The 21,358-nt window shown below is 37.6% G+C and carries 13 protein-coding genes; all 13 read right to left on the bottom strand.

Translation table 11 applies throughout. The features are described from left to right. Window positions 1-68: 68 nt before the first annotated feature. The 13 genes from BUB91_RS05455 to BUB91_RS05390 all read right to left on the bottom strand — a co-directional run bounded on the left by BUB91_RS05455 (window position 69) and on the right by BUB91_RS05390 (window position 21,262). Window positions 69-1,538 carry an efflux transporter outer membrane subunit gene (locus BUB91_RS05455; RefSeq protein ID WP_073097995.1) on the bottom strand — a complete coding sequence of 490 codons (1,470 nt, stop codon included), beginning with the start codon at window positions 1,536-1,538 and terminating at the stop codon, window positions 69-71. Window positions 1,539-1,562: 24 nt separating this feature from the next. Continuing rightward, window positions 1,563-4,715, bottom strand: a complete 3,153-nt coding sequence (locus tag BUB91_RS05450; RefSeq protein WP_073097993.1) for an efflux RND transporter permease subunit — start codon at window positions 4,713-4,715, stop codon at window positions 1,563-1,565. A gap of 152 nt (window positions 4,716-4,867) precedes the next feature. Continuing rightward, a complete protein-coding gene (locus tag BUB91_RS05445) occupies window positions 4,868-6,079 on the bottom strand; it encodes an efflux RND transporter periplasmic adaptor subunit (RefSeq protein ID WP_073097991.1) in 1,212 nt (403 codons plus the stop codon). Between the two features lie 119 nt (window positions 6,080-6,198). After that, a complete protein-coding gene (locus BUB91_RS05440; protein ID WP_073097989.1) occupies window positions 6,199-6,654 on the bottom strand; it encodes a hypothetical protein in 456 nt (151 codons plus the stop codon). A gap of 314 nt (window positions 6,655-6,968) precedes the next feature. Beyond that, window positions 6,969-8,045: a pectate lyase gene (gene pelA / locus BUB91_RS05435; protein WP_073097987.1), complete on the bottom strand. Its 1,077-nt coding sequence runs from the start codon at window positions 8,043-8,045 to the stop codon at window positions 6,969-6,971. Window positions 8,046-8,071: 26 nt separating this feature from the next. Next, complete coding sequence (locus BUB91_RS05430; protein ID WP_083557844.1) at window positions 8,072-9,022, bottom strand: pectinesterase family protein; 951 nt, start codon at window positions 9,020-9,022, stop codon at window positions 8,072-8,074. 40 nt (window positions 9,023-9,062) lie between these two features. After that, window positions 9,063-10,190, bottom strand: a complete 1,128-nt coding sequence (locus BUB91_RS05425; RefSeq protein WP_073097982.1) for a glycosyl hydrolase family 95 catalytic domain-containing protein — start codon at window positions 10,188-10,190, stop codon at window positions 9,063-9,065. A gap of 6 nt (window positions 10,191-10,196) precedes the next feature. Next, window positions 10,197-12,071: a pectinesterase family protein gene (locus tag BUB91_RS21245; protein WP_241652570.1), complete on the bottom strand. Its 1,875-nt coding sequence runs from the start codon at window positions 12,069-12,071 to the stop codon at window positions 10,197-10,199. Between the two features lie 2 nt (window positions 12,072-12,073). Beyond that, window positions 12,074-12,916, bottom strand: a complete 843-nt coding sequence (locus BUB91_RS05410) for a rhamnogalacturonan acetylesterase (RefSeq protein ID WP_073097980.1) — start codon at window positions 12,914-12,916, stop codon at window positions 12,074-12,076. Window positions 12,917-12,921: 5 nt separating this feature from the next. Further along, complete coding sequence (locus BUB91_RS05405) at window positions 12,922-14,547, bottom strand: glycoside hydrolase family 43 protein (RefSeq protein WP_073097978.1); 1,626 nt, start codon at window positions 14,545-14,547, stop codon at window positions 12,922-12,924. Between the two features lie 5 nt (window positions 14,548-14,552). After that, window positions 14,553-15,788, bottom strand: a complete 1,236-nt coding sequence (locus tag BUB91_RS05400) for a glycoside hydrolase family 88/105 protein (protein ID WP_073097976.1) — start codon at window positions 15,786-15,788, stop codon at window positions 14,553-14,555. A gap of 20 nt (window positions 15,789-15,808) precedes the next feature. Next, a complete protein-coding gene (locus BUB91_RS05395; protein WP_073097974.1) occupies window positions 15,809-17,923 on the bottom strand; it encodes a RagB/SusD family nutrient uptake outer membrane protein in 2,115 nt (704 codons plus the stop codon). An 18-nt stretch (window positions 17,924-17,941) separates the two neighbouring features. Further along, entirely contained in the window at window positions 17,942-21,262 is a 3,321-nt protein-coding gene (locus BUB91_RS05390; protein WP_083557843.1) for a SusC/RagA family TonB-linked outer membrane protein, read from the bottom strand. Between the last annotated feature and the right edge of the window lie 96 nt (window positions 21,263-21,358).

Here is a 21,358-nt window from a genome sequence, read left to right as displayed (position 1 = left end):
CCTTTATTAAAATGCTACTGCGTATTCTAATTATAAATTCAGTTATCAAAAAACGACCTAACTTCTACTTAGTCTGAAGTCTTTTCAGTTACTTTCATCGTTTCAAACCTGTTGTCTAATTCTTCTTCAGAAATGATTTCCCAACCGCCACCTAAAGCCTTGTAAATCGCTATTAAAGAAGTTGCAGAGGCTATTTCACTAATCGCCAATAAATTTTCTGATTGAAGCAAGGTATTATCTGCACTTAGATAATCTATAAAACTATCCAGACCGGCATGGTATCTATCTTTAGCAAATTGTGCCGCCTGTGCACTTGCTGTTGAAGATCGCTCTAAAATGGCCCTTCTTTCTAATTCCTGAGCATAGTTTGCCAACCGTGTTTTAAGCTCTTCCAGACCTTCTAAAACTGCTTTTTCATACTGGTTAAGCGCTGCCAGTGTTAATGCATCATTTTGGCGTATTTGTTGCCGCACACGCCCAAGATTGAATGCAGCCCAACTGATGCTAGGCATAATACTCCAAGTGAAGGATTCTTTCTGACCGAAGTTTGCAAAATCTACTGCCGAAAATCCTATAGAGCCACCAAACTGTATTTTAGGATAAAGCTCTGCTACTGAAATATTATACTGAGCAATTTGCACCTGTAAAGCCGCTTCTGCCCTTCTGATATCTGGGCGTCGTCTTAATAACTCGTTTACATCTCCTATTCCTACTGAAACTGGTAGACTGGGTAAAGGTTGATCACTTACTAAAGCTGCATCTAAATTACCGGGAACTTCACCTATTAAAACACTCAAACTGTTTTTTAAAGCTTCAATACGGGCTTTAAGTGGTGGTATGGTTGCCCGCGTATTTTCAAGCTGCGCCAGTGCTCTGGAAACGTCAAGATTATTGCTGGTTCCTGCTTCAGATAACTGCAAGGTTAAATCATACGTACCCTGCTGTCCTTTTAAATTGCGATTTGCAATGTCTAGCAAATAGTGTGTTCCGCGAAGCTCCATATAATTAGTAGCTACTTCCGCAAAAATACTCACATAAGCGCCTTGCATATCGGCCAGAGCCATTTGACTATTGGCTACTGCTCCTTTAATTCGGTTGGAAACCCTTCCGAAGAGATCAGCTTCCCAAAAAGCATCAAAACTGGTATTAAACGTATTATAAGTAGGATTAGAACCCTGTACGAAAACATTTTCTCCCAGACGGGTACGGGTATAATCTCCATTAGCTGTCACCGTAGGTATTCTATCAAATTTAGTACCTTTTATAAATGCCCGCGATGCATAAAAGTTAGCAATCGCCGTGTTGATGTCCAGATTGTGTTTACGAGCTTTTTCAATAAGCGTATCTAAAACCGGATCATTGAAATTTGACCACCAGTCTTGTATCACTTCGGAGTTTGTTGTAGTTTCTGCTGCAAGTTCCTCTTTTAAAAAATCATCGGGAATGTTCACATTTTGATCAACTTCAAAATCTCGCTTTGTGATTCCACAAGAACTCAAGATTAAAGAGAAAAGGAATATTAAAAATTTATTTTTCATCTGTTTAGATTGTATTATTATAAGTTATTGCTCGTGCTGTTCTTTTGCTTTTTGGGTCGTCCATTTTCTTCCCAGATAATAAAATACAGGTGTTAGAAAAATACCGAATATCGTAACCCCAAGCATTCCGCTAAATACTGCGATACCTAATGAAACCCGAAGCTCTGCTCCTGCTCCGGTAGCAATAGCTAACGGAATTACACCCAGAATAAAAGCCATCGCTGTCATTAATATAGGGCGTAATCTCAACCGGGATGCTTCTATTACAGCGGTTTTTAAATCTTTACCCTGATCTTCTAACTGCTTGGCAAACTCCACGATAAGAATCGCATTTTTACTCGCAAGACCTACCAAAACAATCAGTCCTATCTGCACCATAATATTGTTATCAAGACCTGCAAGATCAATTCCTACAATTGCTGATAGCAACACCATAGGCACAATAAATATTACCGCAAGCGGAAGCACCAAACTTTCAAACTGAGCAGCTAAAAGCAGAAACACAAATACAACGGCTAGTAAAAAAGCAATACCTGCAGTATTACCGGTTTGTTTTTCCTGATACGCAAGCTCGGTCCACTCAAAAGATATTCCCTGCGGAAGCACTTCTGCCGCGAGTTCTTCCATCCTGTCTAAAGCTTCACCTGAGCTGTAACCGGGAGCTATATTCCCATTTAAGGAAGCTGCAGGAAACAGATTAAAACGGGGAATACGCGACGCACCCGAAATATCTTCCTGCTTTGTAAAGGTTCCCAGTGGTACCATTTCAGCGTCTGCATTGCGCACTTTTATTCGTGAAATATCATCTGGAGTTAAGCGATTAGGAGCATCTGCCTGTGCAGTCACCTGAAAGGTTCTTCCCAGATAATTAAACTCATTTACAAAAGCAGAACCCATATAAATCTCTAAAGACTGAAAAACATCACCTACATTGATTCCCAGCTTTTCAGCTTTTACGCGATCGATATCCAAGTACAACTGCGGAGTCTGATCATTAAAAAATGTAAAAACATTGGTTAAAATGGGATCAGCATTAGCTGCAGCAGCAAGTGCATACGTAGCTTTTACCAACTCATCTGTACCTAGGTTTGCTCTATCTTGAACCATCATTCTAAAACCACCGGCGTTACCAATACCTCGTACAGATGGCGGTGGTATTACCAGCACAATCGCATCGTCTATCTGACCTAAGTTGGCACTTATTGTTCCCAAGAGTTCTTCGTATTCCAGGCCTTTTTCTTCGCGAATTTCAAAATCTTCCAGAGGTAAAAATACCGCTGCAGTATTTGAAGAGTTGGTATTAGATGCTGCATCAAATCCTGTAAAGGCAATCGCATTTTCCACCCCATCAATATCCAAAGCTTTATCTATAACATCTTTTACAACGGCATCTGTTCTTGATAAAGACGCTCCGGGCGGTAACTGTACCAGTGTGATAAAATACTGCTGATCCATCGCAGGGATAAATCCTTTTGGCACTCTACCGAATTCAAAACCTGTGATGATTATTAGTCCGCCATAAACCACCAGCACCATAATTGAAGTACGTACCAATTTTTGTACGCGCTTGCCATAACTTGCCGAAATTTTATCTATAAATCGGTTAAAACCATTTCCTACGTAAGCGAAAGGCTTCAGTATTAAGGGTGTCTTTTTATTGGGATCTTTTACTTCGTGTTTCATTAACAAAGCCGCCATTGCCGGACTTAACGTCAACGAAACAAATACAGAAATAGCAGTCGCCACTGCAATGGTCATCCCAAATTGCTTGTAAAACTGCCCTGAAATTCCGTCTAAAAATGCAGTAGGAATAAACACTGCAATCAGTACCAAACCAATAGCAACCAGAGCACCTCCAACTTCATCCATTGTTTTGCGTGCCGCTTCTTTAGGAGCAAATCCTTGTGCCAGATACCGCTCCATATTCTCTACAACGACAATCGCATCATCTACCACGATACCAATGGCGAGAACCAAACCAAAAAGAGTCAGGTTATTTAACGAAAAGCCGATGGCCTGCATCACTGCGAAGGTTCCAATTAGAGAAACTGGTATTGCCAGAATCGGAATTATTGCAGCACGCCAAGATTGAAGAAATAAAAGAATAACGAGAACTACCAGAATGATCGCTTCAAAAATAGTGTGATACACCTCATCTACCGATTTCTGAATAAATTTAGTTGGATTATATGCAATCTTGTATTCTAAATCTTTCGGAAAACTTTTAGAAAGTTCTTCCATACGAGCTTCAATCTCTGCTGAAGTTTCTAAAGCATTTCCTCCCGGTTGTTGAAAAACAGGCATCGCAATCGCAGGATCTTTACCTAAATAACCAGTCGTCGCATAGTTCTGAGCACCTAATTCTACGCGCCCTACATCTTTTAGACGCACCAGTCTTCCTCCTTCATTTGATTTTAAGATTACATTTTCAAACTGCTCTGTCGTTACTAATTTCCCTTGTGTCTGAATATTGATTTCAAAAGCAGCTTGCTTTCCGGAAGGCAATGTATTTAGCGTTCCACTTGCTATCTGCACGTTTTGAGCACGCAATGAAGCCACAACCTCACCCGCTGTCATATCTAAGTTTGAAATTTTATCAGGATCCAACCAAATACGCATGGCGTATTCTGCTGCCCCAAAAATCTGAATATCACCAATACCCTTAATACGCGCCAATTCATCCTTTAATTGAAGTGCCGCATAATTCCCCATGTAGGTCTGATCATAGGTTTTATTAGGCGAATACATATTCACCACAAGGAGAATATCTGGAGATATCTTTTTGGTGGTGATCCCTAATCTACGGGATGCTTCAGGCAATCTGGGTTCTGCAATTGCAACCCGGTTTTGTACCTGAACCTGTGCCCGGTCTAAATCGGTTCCCAGTTCAAAAGCTACCTGTACGATTACCCTTCCATCAGCAGAAGATTGAGACGTCATGTACAACATGCCTTCTACTCCATTTATTTCCTTTTCTAAGGGTGCTGCCACCGTTTCAGAAAGGGTTCTGGCATTAGCGCCGGGATAGGTTGCTACCACTTCAACGGTAGGTGGCGCAACGTCGGGAAATTGGGAAATGGGTAAGGATACATAAGCAAGCGCACCTACGATGAGTATGAGAACACTCAAGACTCCGGCAAAGATGGGACGCTGTATAAAAATGTGACTAAATTTCATAATGGTATTTACAAATAGGATGTACAGTTCTAGCCTTCTCTTTTTCGGCTCTCGAAAATGGGAAGGATATATTCCGTTTTAAAATTTTAGAGTTTTCTAAATCAAGATTTCACGTGAGGTATGAAATAACTTTTAAGCATTGATAAAAGCAATTATTCTTCAGAACTAGCTTCTTCCGTAAAAGAACTTTCCACCGGAGCAATGGTCATTCCTGGTTGTATTTTCTGAATATTATTTACAATCAACTTATCGTCTTTAGTTAAACCATCTCTAATGATTCTCAAGCCGTTAGTATGCAATGGTCCTAGGGTAATATTTTTGACTTCAACAGTATTATCTTTTCCTAAAACATATACAAAACGAAGGGATTGATTGGTACCAATTACATCATCTGAAATCATTAATGCATCATGCTCAGCACTACCCATTAGTCTTGCTTTACCAAACATACCCGGTTCTAAGAGTTGATCTTTATTTTCTAAAATAGCTCTGCTTTCAATAGTTCCGGTACTGTTATCTATCTCATTATCTACAAAGTCTATTTTTGCCTCGTGCAAAAAGTCTGCTTCATCCTGCAATTTTATAAATACAGGCAGCGTATCAGTTCGCATAGAGCCTCTTTCCCCGCTTCGTGCTAAACGCACATAACGTAAATAATCAGATTCACTACCGGTGAAATAAAAGTATATGGGACTTGTTGCCACTATTGTTGTCAAAAGCGTAGCATTAGAAGTACCACCATCTATAAGATTACCTTCGTTAACCATATGTCTGCTCACTAATCCAGAAATAGGCGCAATAACTTTTGTAAATTGTAAATCTAATCTTGCCTTATCTACATGAGATTGAGACAATGCCACACTTGCCTGAGCAAAAGCTAAAGCTTGTTTTCTACGGTCATACTCTTCTATAGACAAAGCACCTGACTCCCGAAGAGATTCTACTCTGTTATAGTTATCCTGAGCTGTTTTTAAAGAAGCCTGTGCCTGATTGTATTCTGCTGTGGCTTGAGATAATGCGATTTTAAAAGGTCTGTCATCTAAAGTAAATAGTACTTCTCCTTTTTTAACGTGCTGACCGTCTGTAAAATTTACCCGGTCTAAAAAACCATTTACACGAGCCCGAACATCTACTCGGTCACTAGCTTCAAAACGACCGGTGTATTCATCCCATTCGGTTATGTTACCAAATACGGGAGTTGCTACTTCTACCGGCATTGCCTGATTTGCTGCAACAGCAGGTTCAGATTTTTCTTCTGTGCTTTCATTTGTAAACGAAAGAATTAAAAATAGTAGTAATAAAAGTCCTGCCACCGTAAGAATATTGACGGCTATTTTTTTTGTATTGAGATCGAATGTTTTCATTTTAATTTGAGTTTAAACAGGTTGTATATTGATTGGCAAATTTAGTAGGGGTGAAAGACGTAAGACTGATCAATATGTTTGTATAAATGACCAAAATCTATTTTTTTGATAAGAATACTCTAGTAATATTTTTGCCAGTTATCTAGAAAACCATTGAAAGTGGTCTGTCGTATTGTATTATAGAGTTGTTCTAAAACATACTGATCAAGCGCAGCTATGAAACTCAAGTTTCTGTTTTGAAAGTAGCGAGCAAAACCCGCTACAGAGTCAGATTTACGAGCAGCCTTTTTAAAGTGCTTTAAAAGATCTGTTTCTGTAATTTCAAAATTATTTAGGGTATAGTGTTTTTTACTAGATTTTGATTCTCTTAAAGCTTTACGGTATTTAAAGTCCTTATCAGTTATAATATCTGAGACGAACTGATTAATTGCTACGCTTCTAGAATCTAAATTTACCGTATCAAGATTAACAGTATTAGCAAATCTTTGATCTGTCTGCGCAGTACTGTTAATTATAAAAAGCAGCGAGTTTAAGAGAAATACGGTTGTTACTATAAGGTGTTTTTTTGTTTTCATCTCTTCAAGTTTAAGTGATACCTTTTTTTACAGTACAAAGGTATTTTCAACAACTACCGAGATGACAACCAAAAACATGGTTATAATGACCAAAATCTACTTTTTAATAACTTTTAGAATATTGAAGTAATTTACGTATATCGAATTCTAAACATTATAACAGACTTCTGAAATAGTAGTACTAATTGTAAATAATATAGATTCAGGTACTTATTGAGTATATTTACTCAACTTTAAAGTATCATTACAATAGCGGAAGAAGTTACTACAGTAGGACTTAGAGGAATACTTTAAATTATCCTATCCACTGAATATTAATCATTAACAACCTTAAGTCTTAATTTCCACTCAGGATAATCTTTCTTTAGAAGTCGTTCTGCATAATTGCGAATGTAACTATAACCAGTCCGACGTTCGTATTCAATATCTGCCAAATTATCTTTAATGATTCCGTCTCTTCCTACAAATATAGGTTGCTGCGTTTCTAGAGAATAAAAGCGTGCCCAAAGTGCTTCTGCTCCAGGTGCTTCAACCACAACCCGATCTCTTCGCATACCGGTATCTGTCTTAATATTAATCCACTTAACTTCCTTATCTTCAATAGAATGGGTTTTAAACCAATTTACACCAGCTTCAATAGCGGTTATCATTCGATCTGAAGGATTCTCAAATTGCATTAAAAAGTCGAGTATCTCTACACTTTCCCCACCACTTAAGGATGGTAATTCATAGGCTCTTGCCTTGGCAGGCTCCAGCGTCTTTTCATCATGTTGTGCACACCATACGGTAAGTTCACCATCAAGTTCAATTTGCAACTCTAAAATAATAGCAACACCCTTTTCTATCGCAACAGCTATTTTACTTTTAGTTTGCTCAGAGATATATGTGTATTCATCAGTATTATTAATATCATAAAGTAATTGCAAGACACCTATCATTGCATTATCATTAAATGTAATATGCGTGTAATACCCTTTTTTAAGTGGGTAAAATTGAGGCCAACCTCCATTTTCATATTGAGCTTCCAAAAGATATGCTACGCCATCTTTAAATGATTTGATATATACTTTGGAATAATTTTGATCAATCATTTTTTTCAAAAATCGCAACTGCTTTATCGTTGCTCCATTGTCAATCGTCGTTTCTTGCTTTGTTTTCAGCTTGGCTATTTCGCTTTTAGAAATAGGCTCTGCCATTTCAATATTCTTCGCCCAACCACCATTATCGTATTGAAAATGCAATACCTGACTGCCTATTTGCTTCGCTTCACCTGTTGAATACCAGCTTTTTTTCTGACGCAGTATATTGTGCCAGTCTACAGTATCAGATTGTGCTACTGCAGAGAATTGAATTGTACTCAATATTAAAATAATGATAAACCTTCCTTTCATAAAATTCTATTATTTAATTAAGAAGACTATTCTTCCCTAAGCTTAGTACGTGTAAATTTTGATGCTTCTTCTTCGCTTAAGAGCTGTGCCCAACTTACACGATTTTGTGATGCTCCAACTCCTGTAGAGTTATATTCTGCATAAAAAGTAGTTTGCTCTGCTTCTGGTTTAGACCAGTTGTGCCAACCTTCAGATTTAATATGTGCGCCCATATTGCAGTTTATAAAAACAGTTTGGGCATAATCGCGCCAAGGTCTGCCTAGGTAAACGCTATTTTTAGGTGCATCACCTGTAAGTTTGCAGTTTATAAAAACAAGTCCGTATGGCTCCCCTTCTTCTGTAGATGCTGCAGTAATATATTGCCCTCCTTCTTTTGAATAAATTTCACAATTTTCAAAAATAGCCTGAGACCAACCAAATATAAAATCAGTAGTTCCTTCTATATAACAATTTTTATAATACTGCTTAGCATCACGACCATGAACGTAAAGCGTATCTTGAAATCCTAAAAATTTACAATTTTCAAAATGAGCATTATTTCCATCAACTCTTACAGCTACTGCCTGACCTACCGGGCCAGATGAATTCTCAAAAGTTATATTATTCGCTGTGAAATTTGAACCAAAAACAAAAAAGGATGATGATCCTGTAGTTCCTTTTTCCTCTCCAAATGCGTTATGCTTACTAGCAAAATCATCATAAGTCAAGATAACATTCTCGCGCTCCTCTCCTATAAACGTTACATTTGTCTTTGAAGCTGGTAAAATGAGTTTTTCTTTATATGTTCCGTTTTTTATAAAAATACGTGTCTCAGCTTTTCTAAAATCAGGAATCGCCATAATAGCATCCTGAATCTTCACAAAATCTCCTGAAGCATCTGCAGCAACAACAAAATCATAATTCAAATCCTGAGCTTTTAATGAGGTCCCAAATGTGATGAGTAGAACCGAAACTATTTTGATAATAACTTTTGACATAATATTGATTTTATAAAAATATATTGAATCTAAATCTATCTTAATTCAAAGCTGATAGCATTAATATCTCTCCTTTTTTAGTAACTATATCGTAAACATAATATATACCTATATTCAATTGCGCTGCATTCTGATTTGAAACATTTAGCGGTTGTGTAATTGTGGCATTCTGAAAAAAAGGATTTGTATTTTCACCCGTAGCTTCGGTTAATGGTTCTCCGCTGCTGTTTACAAGTTTGGTATGAGTTCTTATGCGACAATTCCCTCCCAATTCTGATTGAATAATTACTGATTTAAACTGCTTGTTTTCCCAGTCAAGATCAAGTTCAAATCCGCCTCTGACTTTCAAACCCTTAATAGAACCACCTTCCCACGAAGCTGTAAGTTCGGTCAACAGGTGTATTGCTTCATCATACGACTGCAACAGCATTTCTGAAATACCGGCAGTACACCCCAAATTAGCATCTATTTCAAACGGAGGATGTGCATTTAATAAATTAGGATAGGTTCCGTCTTCTTCAGTACCGTCTTCAACCAAGTGCAACTGAGTTTTTATCAAATCAAATGCCCGATCCCCATTGAGCAAACGTGCCCAGAAATTAACTTTCCAACCCATCGACCAACCGATAGATTTATCACCTCTATAGTTCAGTGTTTGTTGCGCAGCACTAAACAACTCCGGATTTTTAAAAGGTGAGATTTGATTCGAAGGATGCAGTCCGTATAAATGAGAAACGTGACGGTGCTTATCTTTTGGATTGTGCCAATCTTTAATCCATTCCTGTAACTGACCGTATTGCCCAATTTGCATCGGTGGAAGTGGGGAATTTAGCAAACGGTATATTAAAACGAAAGCGGTTATCCCGTGTGTATTGAGCCACTTTGCAACTTGAAATCCGCCTAAATTGTAGGTGAGTTTTTGATAGCCACCTGGTGGAAGAATCAAAACAGCTGCTCCATTTTGCTCCTCTTCGGCAAGAAAAAAGGAATACATTCCGGGTTTTGAAATCTGTGTAACTCGCTGGCGTTCTTCAATATGTTTTAGTTCTAAACCCTTTGAATTTGGCATTTTACCTTCAGGCCAAAGTGATATGTATTCATGAGCATAGCTTTCAAAACAAACCAAAATTAGCAAAAGCAAAACGGTGAAAATAAATTGGGCTTTCATAAGGTTTTAATTTACTATGTCAGGAACCCATCCGTTCAAGATATTTTTTAACGTGTATTGATCAAGTTGCCAAGGTCCTAACTGATGCGACCAATCTACCCGTGTATCAGGGGAAGCTCCGGCTCCGGTGCTTTGATATTCCGCATAAAATGCTGTGCGCTCTTTATTCGGAAACATTTCATCTCCCGGCCATGCATGCCATCCTTCAGCTAGAATATGATCGCCCAATATAGAATTGATGAATACCGTTTGCGCATAAGGTCTCCAGGGTCTTCCCAAATAAACTTTAGTCACATCTGAAGCTGCGGTGAGCTTACAATTAAAAAACACATATCCAAAATCCTGATTTCTGGGTGTTGCAGCTGCAGTGATATAGGAATCATTAATACTGTGTATCATACAATCTTGAAAAACAACAGTCGCTTGACCAAAAATAAAATCTGTCGTCCCCTCTATATAGCAGTCCTTATAATACTGCCTTCCTCCCTCGGTTGCCGTATATAAAGTATCCTGACAACCTAAAATCTTGCAATTCTCCGCTATAAAACGATCGCCTTCTACGTGTAAAGCTACCGCCTGACCTTCATTACAAGAGCTGTTTTTTATAGTCAAATTTTTAAAATGAACATCTGTACCTTGAACTAAAATCGTGTGTGATGTAAAAGTTCCGTGAATGTCATTGGTGACTTCATCCCGTTTTCCAGTGTGATCGTTATTTGTGATAATTGTTTCGCCAGTATCTGACCCTGCTAACGTAATCTGGGTCAAATGGGAAGGAATTACCAGTTTTTCAGAATAAACCCCTTCCTTAATTTTTAGCAATACTTGACCCGGTCCAAAAACGCGTATATCGTTTATTGCTTCCTTAATGGTTTTAAAATCTCCAGTTCCGTCTTGAGAAACGGTTATTGTTCGGTAAGGTTCTACATACGTTTCTTTTAAGGTCTTATCCAAAAAGTCTAATGTATAGTTAAAAGTAGGACTGTACCAAGGGTGAACCAACCAAAAGGCGTGCGGCGTGTTGGGTAATGTGTGCACCTCATTGTAAATACCGTACTTATCAAGCAAGGCTACATAACTATCGCGACCTGCATGATAACGGGGCTGAGCACTATTTATAAAAAGCGTAGGAGGTGTTGTGCTATCTACATATTCTAAAGGCGAAGCTTCTCTCCAGACTTCAGAAATCTCGTCATAGGTGCCTCCAAACCAGGCATCCAGAATTGGGCCCTTTTCTACCTCTGGATGTACAAAAGAAGTAATACCGTCTATATTTACAATAGCCTGAATGGCAGTACTGTATTTTTCGTTCTTTTCATTATACACTTCAGAATCTGGCGTCACACCAACCTGCATAGCCAATTGGGCTCCGGCAGAACCGCCTAGTGATGCAATACGGTTTACATCTAAATTCAATAATTCCGCATTTTTACGCATCCAGCGTATTGCATCTTTAAGATCTAAAACACCAGCAGGATAAATGGCTTCCTCTCCCAGACGATAGCTGGGCGTAACGGCCACATAACCATTTGCAGCAAGTTCTTGTGCCATTACCCCTAGATTTTCTTTTTCTCCAGAAAACCATCCTCCACCGTGAATCAATATAACTCCCGGATGCTTAGCGTCATTTTCAACTTTTGGAAAAAAGGCATCTAGCTTTAAATCTGAAGTCTCTGTTTTCTTATAAATTACATCTTTAAGCTCATTTACAACAAGACTACTATCTAATTTTATAATTTCTAAAAAATCATAATGATTAGATAGATTCTTAAAATTAGTCTCAATAGTATAAGGTCTTATTTTAAACTTTCGCTCTTGAGAATTACCAGCGTAATGAACAACAAAGAAGAGTAAAACAAGTATTATCTTTAAGTTTTTCATTATTAGTCTGCGTTATTCTTCTGAGTGTCTATTGATTTGAGTCCGTCAAAAACAAGCTGAGCTACAGCTTTTGCGCCATCCGGCTGAAAATGTGTATTGTCTTCCTGACCATCAGGATAAGCCTCGTATTTTCCGGCAGGGAGATTCATAAAATAATGTTCACTCACAAAATCTTTTCCTTTAGTCGAAAAATAATCCATAGACATTTTGTTGAGATCAATTAAAGGCACACCCATTTCCTGAGCTATATCTTTAGGAGCCTGATCGTACTCGCCGTGAACGTTTTGCAAATGACCATCTTTCCAAGGATAATTACGGGCAACAGGAGTAAGAATTATGGGGTTTGCATTCTTATCTCTAGTCTGATTTACAAACAAGTGTAAAAATTCTTTGTATCCTTCAATATTCACATAACGCTCTATATGTCTTTCTGAAGCATCGTTGTGACCAAATTGCATAATAACAATGTCATCCTCCTTTAAATTTTCATAAACGTCTCTCCATCTACCTTCTTGAAAAAAGGTACGTGTACTACGGCCTCCGCGAGCTTTGTCTGCAACAATAATCGAATCACTTTTCACCAATCTTGAAATCTGATCTAAACTATCACTCACAAAAAATTGCTGAAAAACCTGTCCCCATCCCATTACCGGATACCGGGTTTCCATATAATCTTTATCAGGATCATAATCCCCACTGTAATCTGCCATTGTAGAGTCGCCTATCAGGTATATCGTAACCGGATTAGTTTGCTCTTCCGTTTCTGTTCTCTTTTCCTCTTCAGGTTTTGAATTGCAGGAAACCAATAGCAATATTCCAAAAGCAGTATATATTGACTTAATCATTGTTACTAGTTTTTGGTTATTCTAAAATAATCAACGTCTGCATACCCTCCGCGAGACGCATCGGGAGTACTAATACTAAAGAGACCTACTTTAGCTCCTATCCATTTTCCAACGCGCGCTTTGAAAGGTTTACCAAGCTTCTTATAGTTTTTACCAGTTTCGCTATAACTAAACTGACACATTGCACTAGGTGCAACAACATCTACTTTTAGAAAAACAGTATTTGACTTAAGTTCTAGTTCCTCTAGAATTTTTTCCGCTGCGCCTTGATCTGCATTAATAGCTTCAGTTTGTTGCAAATAAAAGGTATCATCTTTTTTAGTCAGCGTTAGTGTGAAGTAATCTCTTCCCATAACGATTAGCCCGGCTTTACGTTGTTCTTTTCCATCCTCTGGACTAAGTGTGATTTTTGTACTTGCAGTAAATTCAGGAGCGGGAAATTTCTGTAAAAGCAGGTTGGGAACATCCCAAAGGCTCTTAGCTTCTTTAGGCTGTGCTATACTGAACAATCGCAGATAATCATTACCGGGAAGTTTAGCAGACCATAAGACACTTGGGTTTGCATTCCACTGCCATTGAATACCCAAACTATCCTGATTAAATTCATCAGTTTCTTTTGGTGTTTCAATCGGATATGTCTTACCTACATTTGGTTTTTTATGTATCAATACCGGTTCTCCTATCCCGTTACCATCTGTATCTTTTCCCATCACCGGCCAATCGTTTTTCCAACTCATCGGTTGTAAATGCACTACTCTACCGTAGGCATCTAAATCTTGAAAATGAAAAAACCAGTCCTCGCCAGAATCGGTTTCTACCCAAGCCCCCTGATGCGGACCGTTAACCGAAGTAGAACCTTGTTCTAAAACTATTTTTTCTTCATAAGGTCCATAAATATTTTTTGAACGAAGTATTAACTGCCAACCGGTTGCCACGCCACCGGCAGGTGCAAAAATGTAATAGTAACCGTTACGCTTATAAAATTTAGAACCTTCAACCGTAGGATGATCTTCGTGACCGTCAAAAACATGACGCCCGTAGTCTAAAACACGGGTACCTTCAGCATTCATTTTATGAACTGTAAGAATACTTTTAACTCCAGCTCTACTTCCTGCCCAAGCGTGTACCAAATAAGCATCCCCATTATCGTCCCATAAAGGTGATGGATCTATGGCTCCTTTAGCTTCCATTACTAAAACCGGATCTTCCCAATGGCCAAAAGGATCAGTTGTTTTTACCATATAAATACCAAAATCAGGATCCCCCCAATAAATATACACCTCATCATTATGAACTCTAATTGAAGGCGCCCATACACCGTTACCATGTTGTGGGGTATTAAAATGTTCTACAGGAACTTGTTTAGGAAGTGCGTAATTGACTAATTCCCAATTCACAAGATCTTTAGAATGCAAAATGGGTAACCCAGGAGCTGCATTAAAACTCGACGAAGTCATAAAATAATCATCTCCTAGTTGGACTACATCTGGATCTGAATAATCTGAATATAGAATGGGATTTTTATAAGTTCCATTTCCTTGATCAGAAAGCCAAACATCAGAAACATAAGGTTTCTCCTGAGCAAATAGTGTTACTGTAACTAAAAATACGGTTAAGCTTAAGTAATTCATAGGTTTTATTTGTCTAATTCTAAACTTGTTAAAATAAACGCTCCTGTTCCTTTAGGATCATTTGAACGTTTTTGTTCATTGATATAATAATCAAATGAACCATCCCGATCTGCACTCAAACCAGCAACAGCACAGCATTGATTTAAGTTTATCACTCCATTTTCTTCAATTGAAATCAGGTTTTCTGTAATACCTCTAAATGCCTTTTTAGCAACGTCAAGGTATTTTTCTGGTAAATAACCATCATTTACTCCTTTAGCTAACGTGTATGCAAACATAGAAGAGCCGGTAGCTTCAAGATAATTACCTTCACGGTCTCCTTGATCTAAAACCTGATACCATAAACCAGTTTCTTCATCCTGAACATTCACAATCGCTTCGGCAAATTGATTGAGGTATTTTATGAGTCGATCTTTTCCTTCCTGATTTTCCGGTATATAATCTAAAACATCTACCAACGCCATCCCATACCAGCCCATTGCTCTAGACCAAAAGTTAGGAGAAACACCGGTTTCTTTATCTGCCCATATTTGCTCTTTACTTTCGTCCCAGCCGTGGTATAAAAGTCCGGTTTTAGAATCATAACTGTGTTTCTGAATCAAGTCAAACTGATTGATAATATCAGCATACGCTTTATTTGCCGTTTCACCTTCACTATACTTTTGAGTATAAGCTGCATAAAAAGGTTCTGCCATAAAAAGACCATCTAACCACATCTGATGCGGATATCTTTTTTTGTGCCAAAAGCCGCCTTCACTAGTTCGCGGTTGTGTATCAATCTGACTACGAAGTAATTCTATTGCATTTTTAAAACGTTCTTCACCTGTCTTTTCATAAACATATAAAAGTACATCTCCAGATTTCAACATATCTAAATTTTGCTTTTCTAAAGAATATGTTTTTATACTTCCGTCAGGGTTGATCATTGTATCGGGATACCCATAAATATAATCGTAGTATTTTTCCTTTCCGGTCTGATCATAAACACGTTTAGCTGCATTTAAAACCAAACCGTTAGGATAACTCCATTTAGGTTTATCATGAAAATCTAGCATCCAGGATTCTGGAAATCGGTTCATCTCTGACAAAAGCATACGTTCAGACCATTTCAAGTCACTACTAATTATATGATTTGAAGTGTTTACAGCCGTATCCTTTTCTCCTGCCTTTTTGACCTTTTCCTTACAAGAAAAAACGCTTAAAGACAATATTAATACAGTGATTAGTTTTAATGATTTCATAGGTGTTTTTTTAGAATTTATTATTGAGATGCGTGACCATATCCCTGAGTAATCAAGCCATTAGATTGTGATATAGTTTCAGAAGGTATCGGCATTATATAGCGTGGCGGTTCACCAGCAGAGAAAAAAGAATCAGGATAGCCTCTAAAAATATCAGAAGTATATTGACTTTCATTTTCAATCATATTAATTCCCCAAGGTGAGCGAACATATCCATCAGCCTCTAATTCTGCAGCTAGAGTTCCGTTAGGGTCTATATATTCATACAATCCACGTATAGCCAGATTAACCTCATCGCTAGGCAATGTGCTTATATAATCAGTCCATAAATCACTAGTTCCTCTCCATCCCGGTACAAGAACAGGGTATATAGGATCTGATGGCTGAAGATCGTTTGGTGTTTCCTTTGTAAGTAAATCTAAAGTGGGATCGATGTCTTTAATATCTACATATTTTGTCCAAATGTAATTTGAAATAGTAACGCCTGTCTCAGGAAAAGTGTAAAAGCCATCAGTTTTCAAACCATTTACCATAGCGATTTGTCTGTTTCGTAATGCAACAATACGCTCTGGCATAGTCCCATAAAGTATCATATCCCAGCGGGTTTTTCCTTCACCGGCTAATTCTAATTTTCGCTCAAATGCGATAGCATCTAATAAATCCTGACCCGATATTGCGTTTATATAATTAGTAACAAATTCTGTCTGATCTTCTTGGTTAAAAGCTCTGCTTCTTACTTGTTCAAGATATGCTTTAGCAGTTGCTTCATCTCCTATAGCAGCTGAAGCGTAGGCTAAATCTAACATAACATCAGCCATACGCAGTTGTTGCCAGTTACAACCTGATCTACGTTGCGCTGTAATATATGGATCGCTGAAACGAGCTTCATCCAATTTATTCATAGCAAGACCACCTTTCTCACGACTACCCGGCGAAAAATCTATCAATCTTTCTGATGCAGCCCCTGAATTTGCAGTAATACAAGCTGTAACATCACGTCTTTTATCTTCTGTAACAAAGTCACCATAATAGAAACTTGAATAAATACGGGCTTGGCCGTAATTTTTAGTGGGATATGCATTGGAACCACCTCCTCCTGAAGGTCTACCAAATGAATACGGAAAATCTGAATTAAAGCCACGTGTGTAGCCTGATTCATAAAGCGATTCTGGACTGACTTCTAAATCCATCAGGTATTGAAAATTGCGTTGAAATGGATTATTAAAATCTTCACCTCTATCATCATTTTCAATCAGATATGCAGACCCGGGATTATTAACTACCTTTAAATAATACTCTTTTGCTACGGCCATGTAATCTCGCCAATCTGATCTTCTAACGTATTTAGCCTGCCAAGTGCCATTATCTACACCTATTTGATCAAAACTTACACTTCCGTAGTCAAAATCTGTACGACGCAATTGATAACCAGCAGCATCAAAAGCCAACCTACCAATAATGGCATCAGCATAAGTTCCTGAAAACCGTTCTGCATTTACATTGCTTTCACCAAGACGATACATCAATGGAGTAGCTTCTTGAAGTGCAGCAATCTCACTGTCATATATAAAATCTCTAGAACTCAAACCGAGTGTATCTGTTTGCGCAGTTGTGCGTATCGCATAATTAAAATAAGGTACATCGCCAAAATAGCGAACAAGTAACTTATAACAAGTAGCACGTGCAGCTACTGCCTCCCCATAAACCTGTGTCCATGGACTAGGAGTCCCTTGTGTTATTGCATTCTGATATTCTTCTTTAGCTTCAATACTTTCAAGCATTATATTACAACGATTGATAATCTGATAACACTCAGTCCAGGTGTCTTTAGAGTTACCATAATCTATATTGATTTCTGAAGCAAAAAGTCCTTCTGGAATGTGACGCAATTGTGCACTGTAATTTTCCGGGTGTCTTTCAGAATCAGACCCCACAACTTCTAAATCATAATACAATTTTCTATCTAAAGAATACCAGAGATCATATATACCTGCCATGACTTTTTGAGCATCTTCAGGAGAAGCAAATACAAAATCTTCATCTACATTAGATGGGGCTGATACGTCTAGATAGTCATCTTCACACGAAGTGAATACCAGATTTGTAAAAATGAATATTACTAATAATTTTTTCATAATCAATGGATTAAAATTTTAAAATTCAAGATTGACTCCTAAGGTTATTGTTCTAGGACGTGGGTATGCCTGAAAATCAAATCCAGGAGTTGGGTAGTAAGTACTTCTTCCGGTTTCATCAACACTTACTTCAGGATCATAACCACTGTAATTTGTTAATGTAAATACGTTAAACATAGAACCGTAAAAACGAAGTCTGTTAATACCTAATTTTTCAGGTTTAGGAAGTGTATAACCTATTGTCAAGTTGTTAAGTCTCAAGAATGATCCATCCTCAATTGCAAAGGTTGACACCACTGCACTTTCTGGATAAGGTAAAAACGTATTTGCATTAGCATTTAATGCCTTTAAAGCAGAAGGTTCTACAACCTTAGTTAGTTGACCATTTACGATATCATATATCTTATAGTGCCCCGCTAACTCCTGAAATCTGTTTCTAAATAATCCAGCTTCTTTATTACCTAAATATGCAGCCTGATGTGTAACATTATACAGATCGTTTCCGTAGCTCCAGTTAAAGTTCAATGAAAAATCTATAGCCTTATAATTTCCACTAAAGTTGAAACCTCCTGTATGCACAGGATTAGTATCTCCTATTATACCTATATCAAGATCATCAATAACTCCATCACCGTTAGTATCTCTTACCTTTTGAACTCCAGGATAAGCTGCCTGATCACCCGGTTTATTAGTTGCAGTACCGTATACATTACCTAGAAGACCACTTGTATAATCTGCAACACCTTCCTTTAGAGTATATACCTGACTTGCCGGATCATAATTAAAATCATCCGTTGTATACCAACCATCATGAATGTACCCGCGAATAAGTCCCACAGGTTGTCCTACCTGAAAGATATAATCTTCTCTGGGGTTTTGAGCTACACTCCCCCAGTTAGAACCATAAAGACCGTCTATTCCCTCAGCTAATTCATCTATATTACCTCTGTTAATGTTGAAATTGATACCTGCCTGTAAATTGAAATTTTCTGAGGTTACGATATCTCCATTTAAAGAAATTTCAATACCCTTGTTACTCGTACTTCCTATATTTTCTTGAGTAAAAGAGAACCCGGTAAGTGGAGATACATCTCTAACAAGTAATAAATCTTTTACAGTGTTTTTATATACTTCAACTGTACCTGATAGTTTTCTATCAAATAAAGTAAAATCTAAACCAACATTTCTAGTAATTGTAGTTTCCCACTTTAAGTCTGGATTTGCAATAAGATCTGAAGCTGGTCTGTAAAGCGGCTGTATCACTTCGTTTATAGAATAAGAACCGGTAGCAGAGGCCCAACTTTGTTTCCAAAGTTCAGAGCTAATAGCATCACTACCTACCGCACCGTAAGCTAGACGTAATTTTAAATCATCTAACCATGAGGTTTCTTTTAAAAAATTCTCTTCTGAAAGTCTCCACGCAAAAGCCCCCGCAGGGAAATACCCCCATCTATTACTTGGTGCAAAGCGTGATGATCCATCTGCTCTAAACGTACCTGTAAATAAATATTTGTCATAAAGTGAATAATTGAATCTCCCAAAATAAGATTGCAGACGATTAGGAATACCTATTTGAGAGCCTATCTGAAAGTTTTCCTGATCATCTCTTCTCAAGAAGTCATTCATATTTGCCCAGGCACGAGTTGCGTCATAAGATGCCGGAAATTCATTACCACTCACATCTGTAAATTCAGAACCAGAATCAGAGATTTCCATACCAGCTAATATAGAAAGTACATGATCTTCTCCCAGACCCTGAACTTCATAATTTAATGTGTTTACCCAGCGTAAATTCCATCCCTCACCTGCTCTAATGCGAGCATCACCACTATATAGCACATTTCCTTGTGTATCTAAGTAGTTATTTACAATTGCACCATCCCAGTATTTTGCTCTTGACCAGTTTGCACTTAAACTCAAATTAGTCTTTGCAGTAAGACCATCTATAATTTCCCAATTTACCGCAGTATTTGCTACAAGTGAACGCGAACGTATATCGCTATCTGTATCATTGAGTAATGACACCGGATTGTAGAAATCTTGCAATACTGCATTATAATCTCCCAATTGTGTATTTACCGTAACATCAGACTCTCCTAAAATATCATCGCTACCTATAGGTCTAAACCAATATGCATTTGAATTACCTTGATTATTACCCTCTCTGGTTTCTACAAAACGAGTATTAATTGTAAAATCTATTCGGTCACTAATTTCTTGATCTAATTTAAACTGAACATTACTTCTTTTATAAAATGAACGCACTTTATTTCCTTCCTGATCTATATGGTTTAAAGCTAAAAGGTATTTAGTCTTTTCTGTCCCACTAGTAATATTGAAGTTATGATTATGAGTAAACGCAGAATTGAATAACTCTTTTGTAAAATCCTTACTATCTACACCACGATAATAGTCAATTCCTTCACTATTACTCCCTTCATATCTGCCTATTGCCCAAAGTTGTTCCCAGGCATCAGAGTATTGATTACCTATCGCATCAGCATAAGCCCAGTTGTAAGCGATATAATCATAACCATTCATTACAGGGATATACTCAGGAATGTAACTATATTGTGCAAAACCATCATAGGTTATGCGTGTCTTACCTACACTACCACTTTTTGTAGTAACGATAACAACACCATTTGCACCACGTGATCCATAAATTGCTGTAGAAGATGCATCTTTAAGAACGTCAATACTTTTAATCTGATTTCCAGGAATATTACTTATTGTGTTTACCGGAAAACCATCAACTATAAATAGCGGCTGGTTACTTTGAGAGATTGAGCCACCTCCTCTAATTCTAACCTTTACATCTGCACCAGGTCTACCATCCTGAGTAGTAATATTTACACCAGCAAGTTTACCCTGTAATGCTTGTGTAGCATCTGCTACAGGAACTTTAGCCACATCATCACCTGAAATGGAAGCAATTGCACCGGTTACATTTCTTCTAGATGATGTTCCATAACCTATTACTACTACCTCTTCCAAAGCTGCAACATCTGTAGCCAAAGTAATCCCTAAAGTTTCTTGATTTGCATTAACCGAAATCGATTTCGTTTTAAAGCCAACAGAAGATACAGTTAATGTTTGTTTAGTTGCAGGTAACTCCAGACTGAAGTTACCATCAAAGTCTGTAATAGCAGCATAATTTGTGTTCTCAATAAAAATGTTGACACCCGGTAGAGGCATCCCATCGTCTTCTGAATTTACTGATCCTGTAATTGTGCGCATGTCTTGTGACTGCATTATTAGAGGAATCAAAAATATTGCAATAGGAATTAGCATCCCTATACCATTTTTTAACCTTTCAAATAAAAAAGTAATTTTCATTGCATAAGTTTTAAGTTAGTTGTGTAATCGATTGTATTCTTTTAATAATAAATACCAAAATCAATTTTCTATTTATAAAATTTAAAGGGAATTAAG

Origin of the sequence: Leeuwenhoekiella marinoflava DSM 3653 (assembly GCF_900129005.1) — a bacterium.
Lineage (GTDB): Bacteria > Bacteroidota > Bacteroidia > Flavobacteriales > Flavobacteriaceae > Leeuwenhoekiella > Leeuwenhoekiella marinoflava.
The sequence above is the reverse complement of the archived record's forward strand: the minus strand, read 5'-3'. Positions and strand labels throughout refer to the sequence as shown.

Coding starts and splice junctions, on each gene's coding strand:
- BUB91_RS05455 (WP_073097995.1), bottom strand. CDS start 1,538: ATGAAAAATAAATTTTTAATATTCCTTTTCTCTTTAATCTTGAGTTCT.
- BUB91_RS05450 (WP_073097993.1), bottom strand. CDS start 4,715: ATGAAATTTAGTCACATTTTTATACAGCGTCCCATCTTTGCCGGAGTC.
- BUB91_RS05445 (WP_073097991.1), bottom strand. CDS start 6,079: ATGAAAACATTCGATCTCAATACAAAAAAAATAGCCGTCAATATTCTT.
- BUB91_RS05440 (WP_073097989.1), bottom strand. CDS start 6,654: ATGAAAACAAAAAAACACCTTATAGTAACAACCGTATTTCTCTTAAAC.
- pelA (WP_073097987.1), bottom strand. CDS start 8,045: ATGAAAGGAAGGTTTATCATTATTTTAATATTGAGTACAATTCAATTC.
- BUB91_RS05430 (WP_083557844.1), bottom strand. CDS start 9,022: ATGTCAAAAGTTATTATCAAAATAGTTTCGGTTCTACTCATCACATTT.
- BUB91_RS05425 (WP_073097982.1), bottom strand. CDS start 10,190: ATGAAAGCCCAATTTATTTTCACCGTTTTGCTTTTGCTAATTTTGGTT.
- BUB91_RS21245 (WP_241652570.1), bottom strand. CDS start 12,071: ATGAAAAACTTAAAGATAATACTTGTTTTACTCTTCTTTGTTGTTCAT.
- BUB91_RS05410 (WP_073097980.1), bottom strand. CDS start 12,916: ATGATTAAGTCAATATATACTGCTTTTGGAATATTGCTATTGGTTTCC.
- BUB91_RS05405 (WP_073097978.1), bottom strand. CDS start 14,547: ATGAATTACTTAAGCTTAACCGTATTTTTAGTTACAGTAACACTATTT.
- BUB91_RS05400 (WP_073097976.1), bottom strand. CDS start 15,788: ATGAAATCATTAAAACTAATCACTGTATTAATATTGTCTTTAAGCGTT.
- BUB91_RS05395 (WP_073097974.1), bottom strand. CDS start 17,923: ATGAAAAAATTATTAGTAATATTCATTTTTACAAATCTGGTATTCACT.
- BUB91_RS05390 (WP_083557843.1), bottom strand. CDS start 21,262: ATGAAAATTACTTTTTTATTTGAAAGGTTAAAAAATGGTATAGGGATG.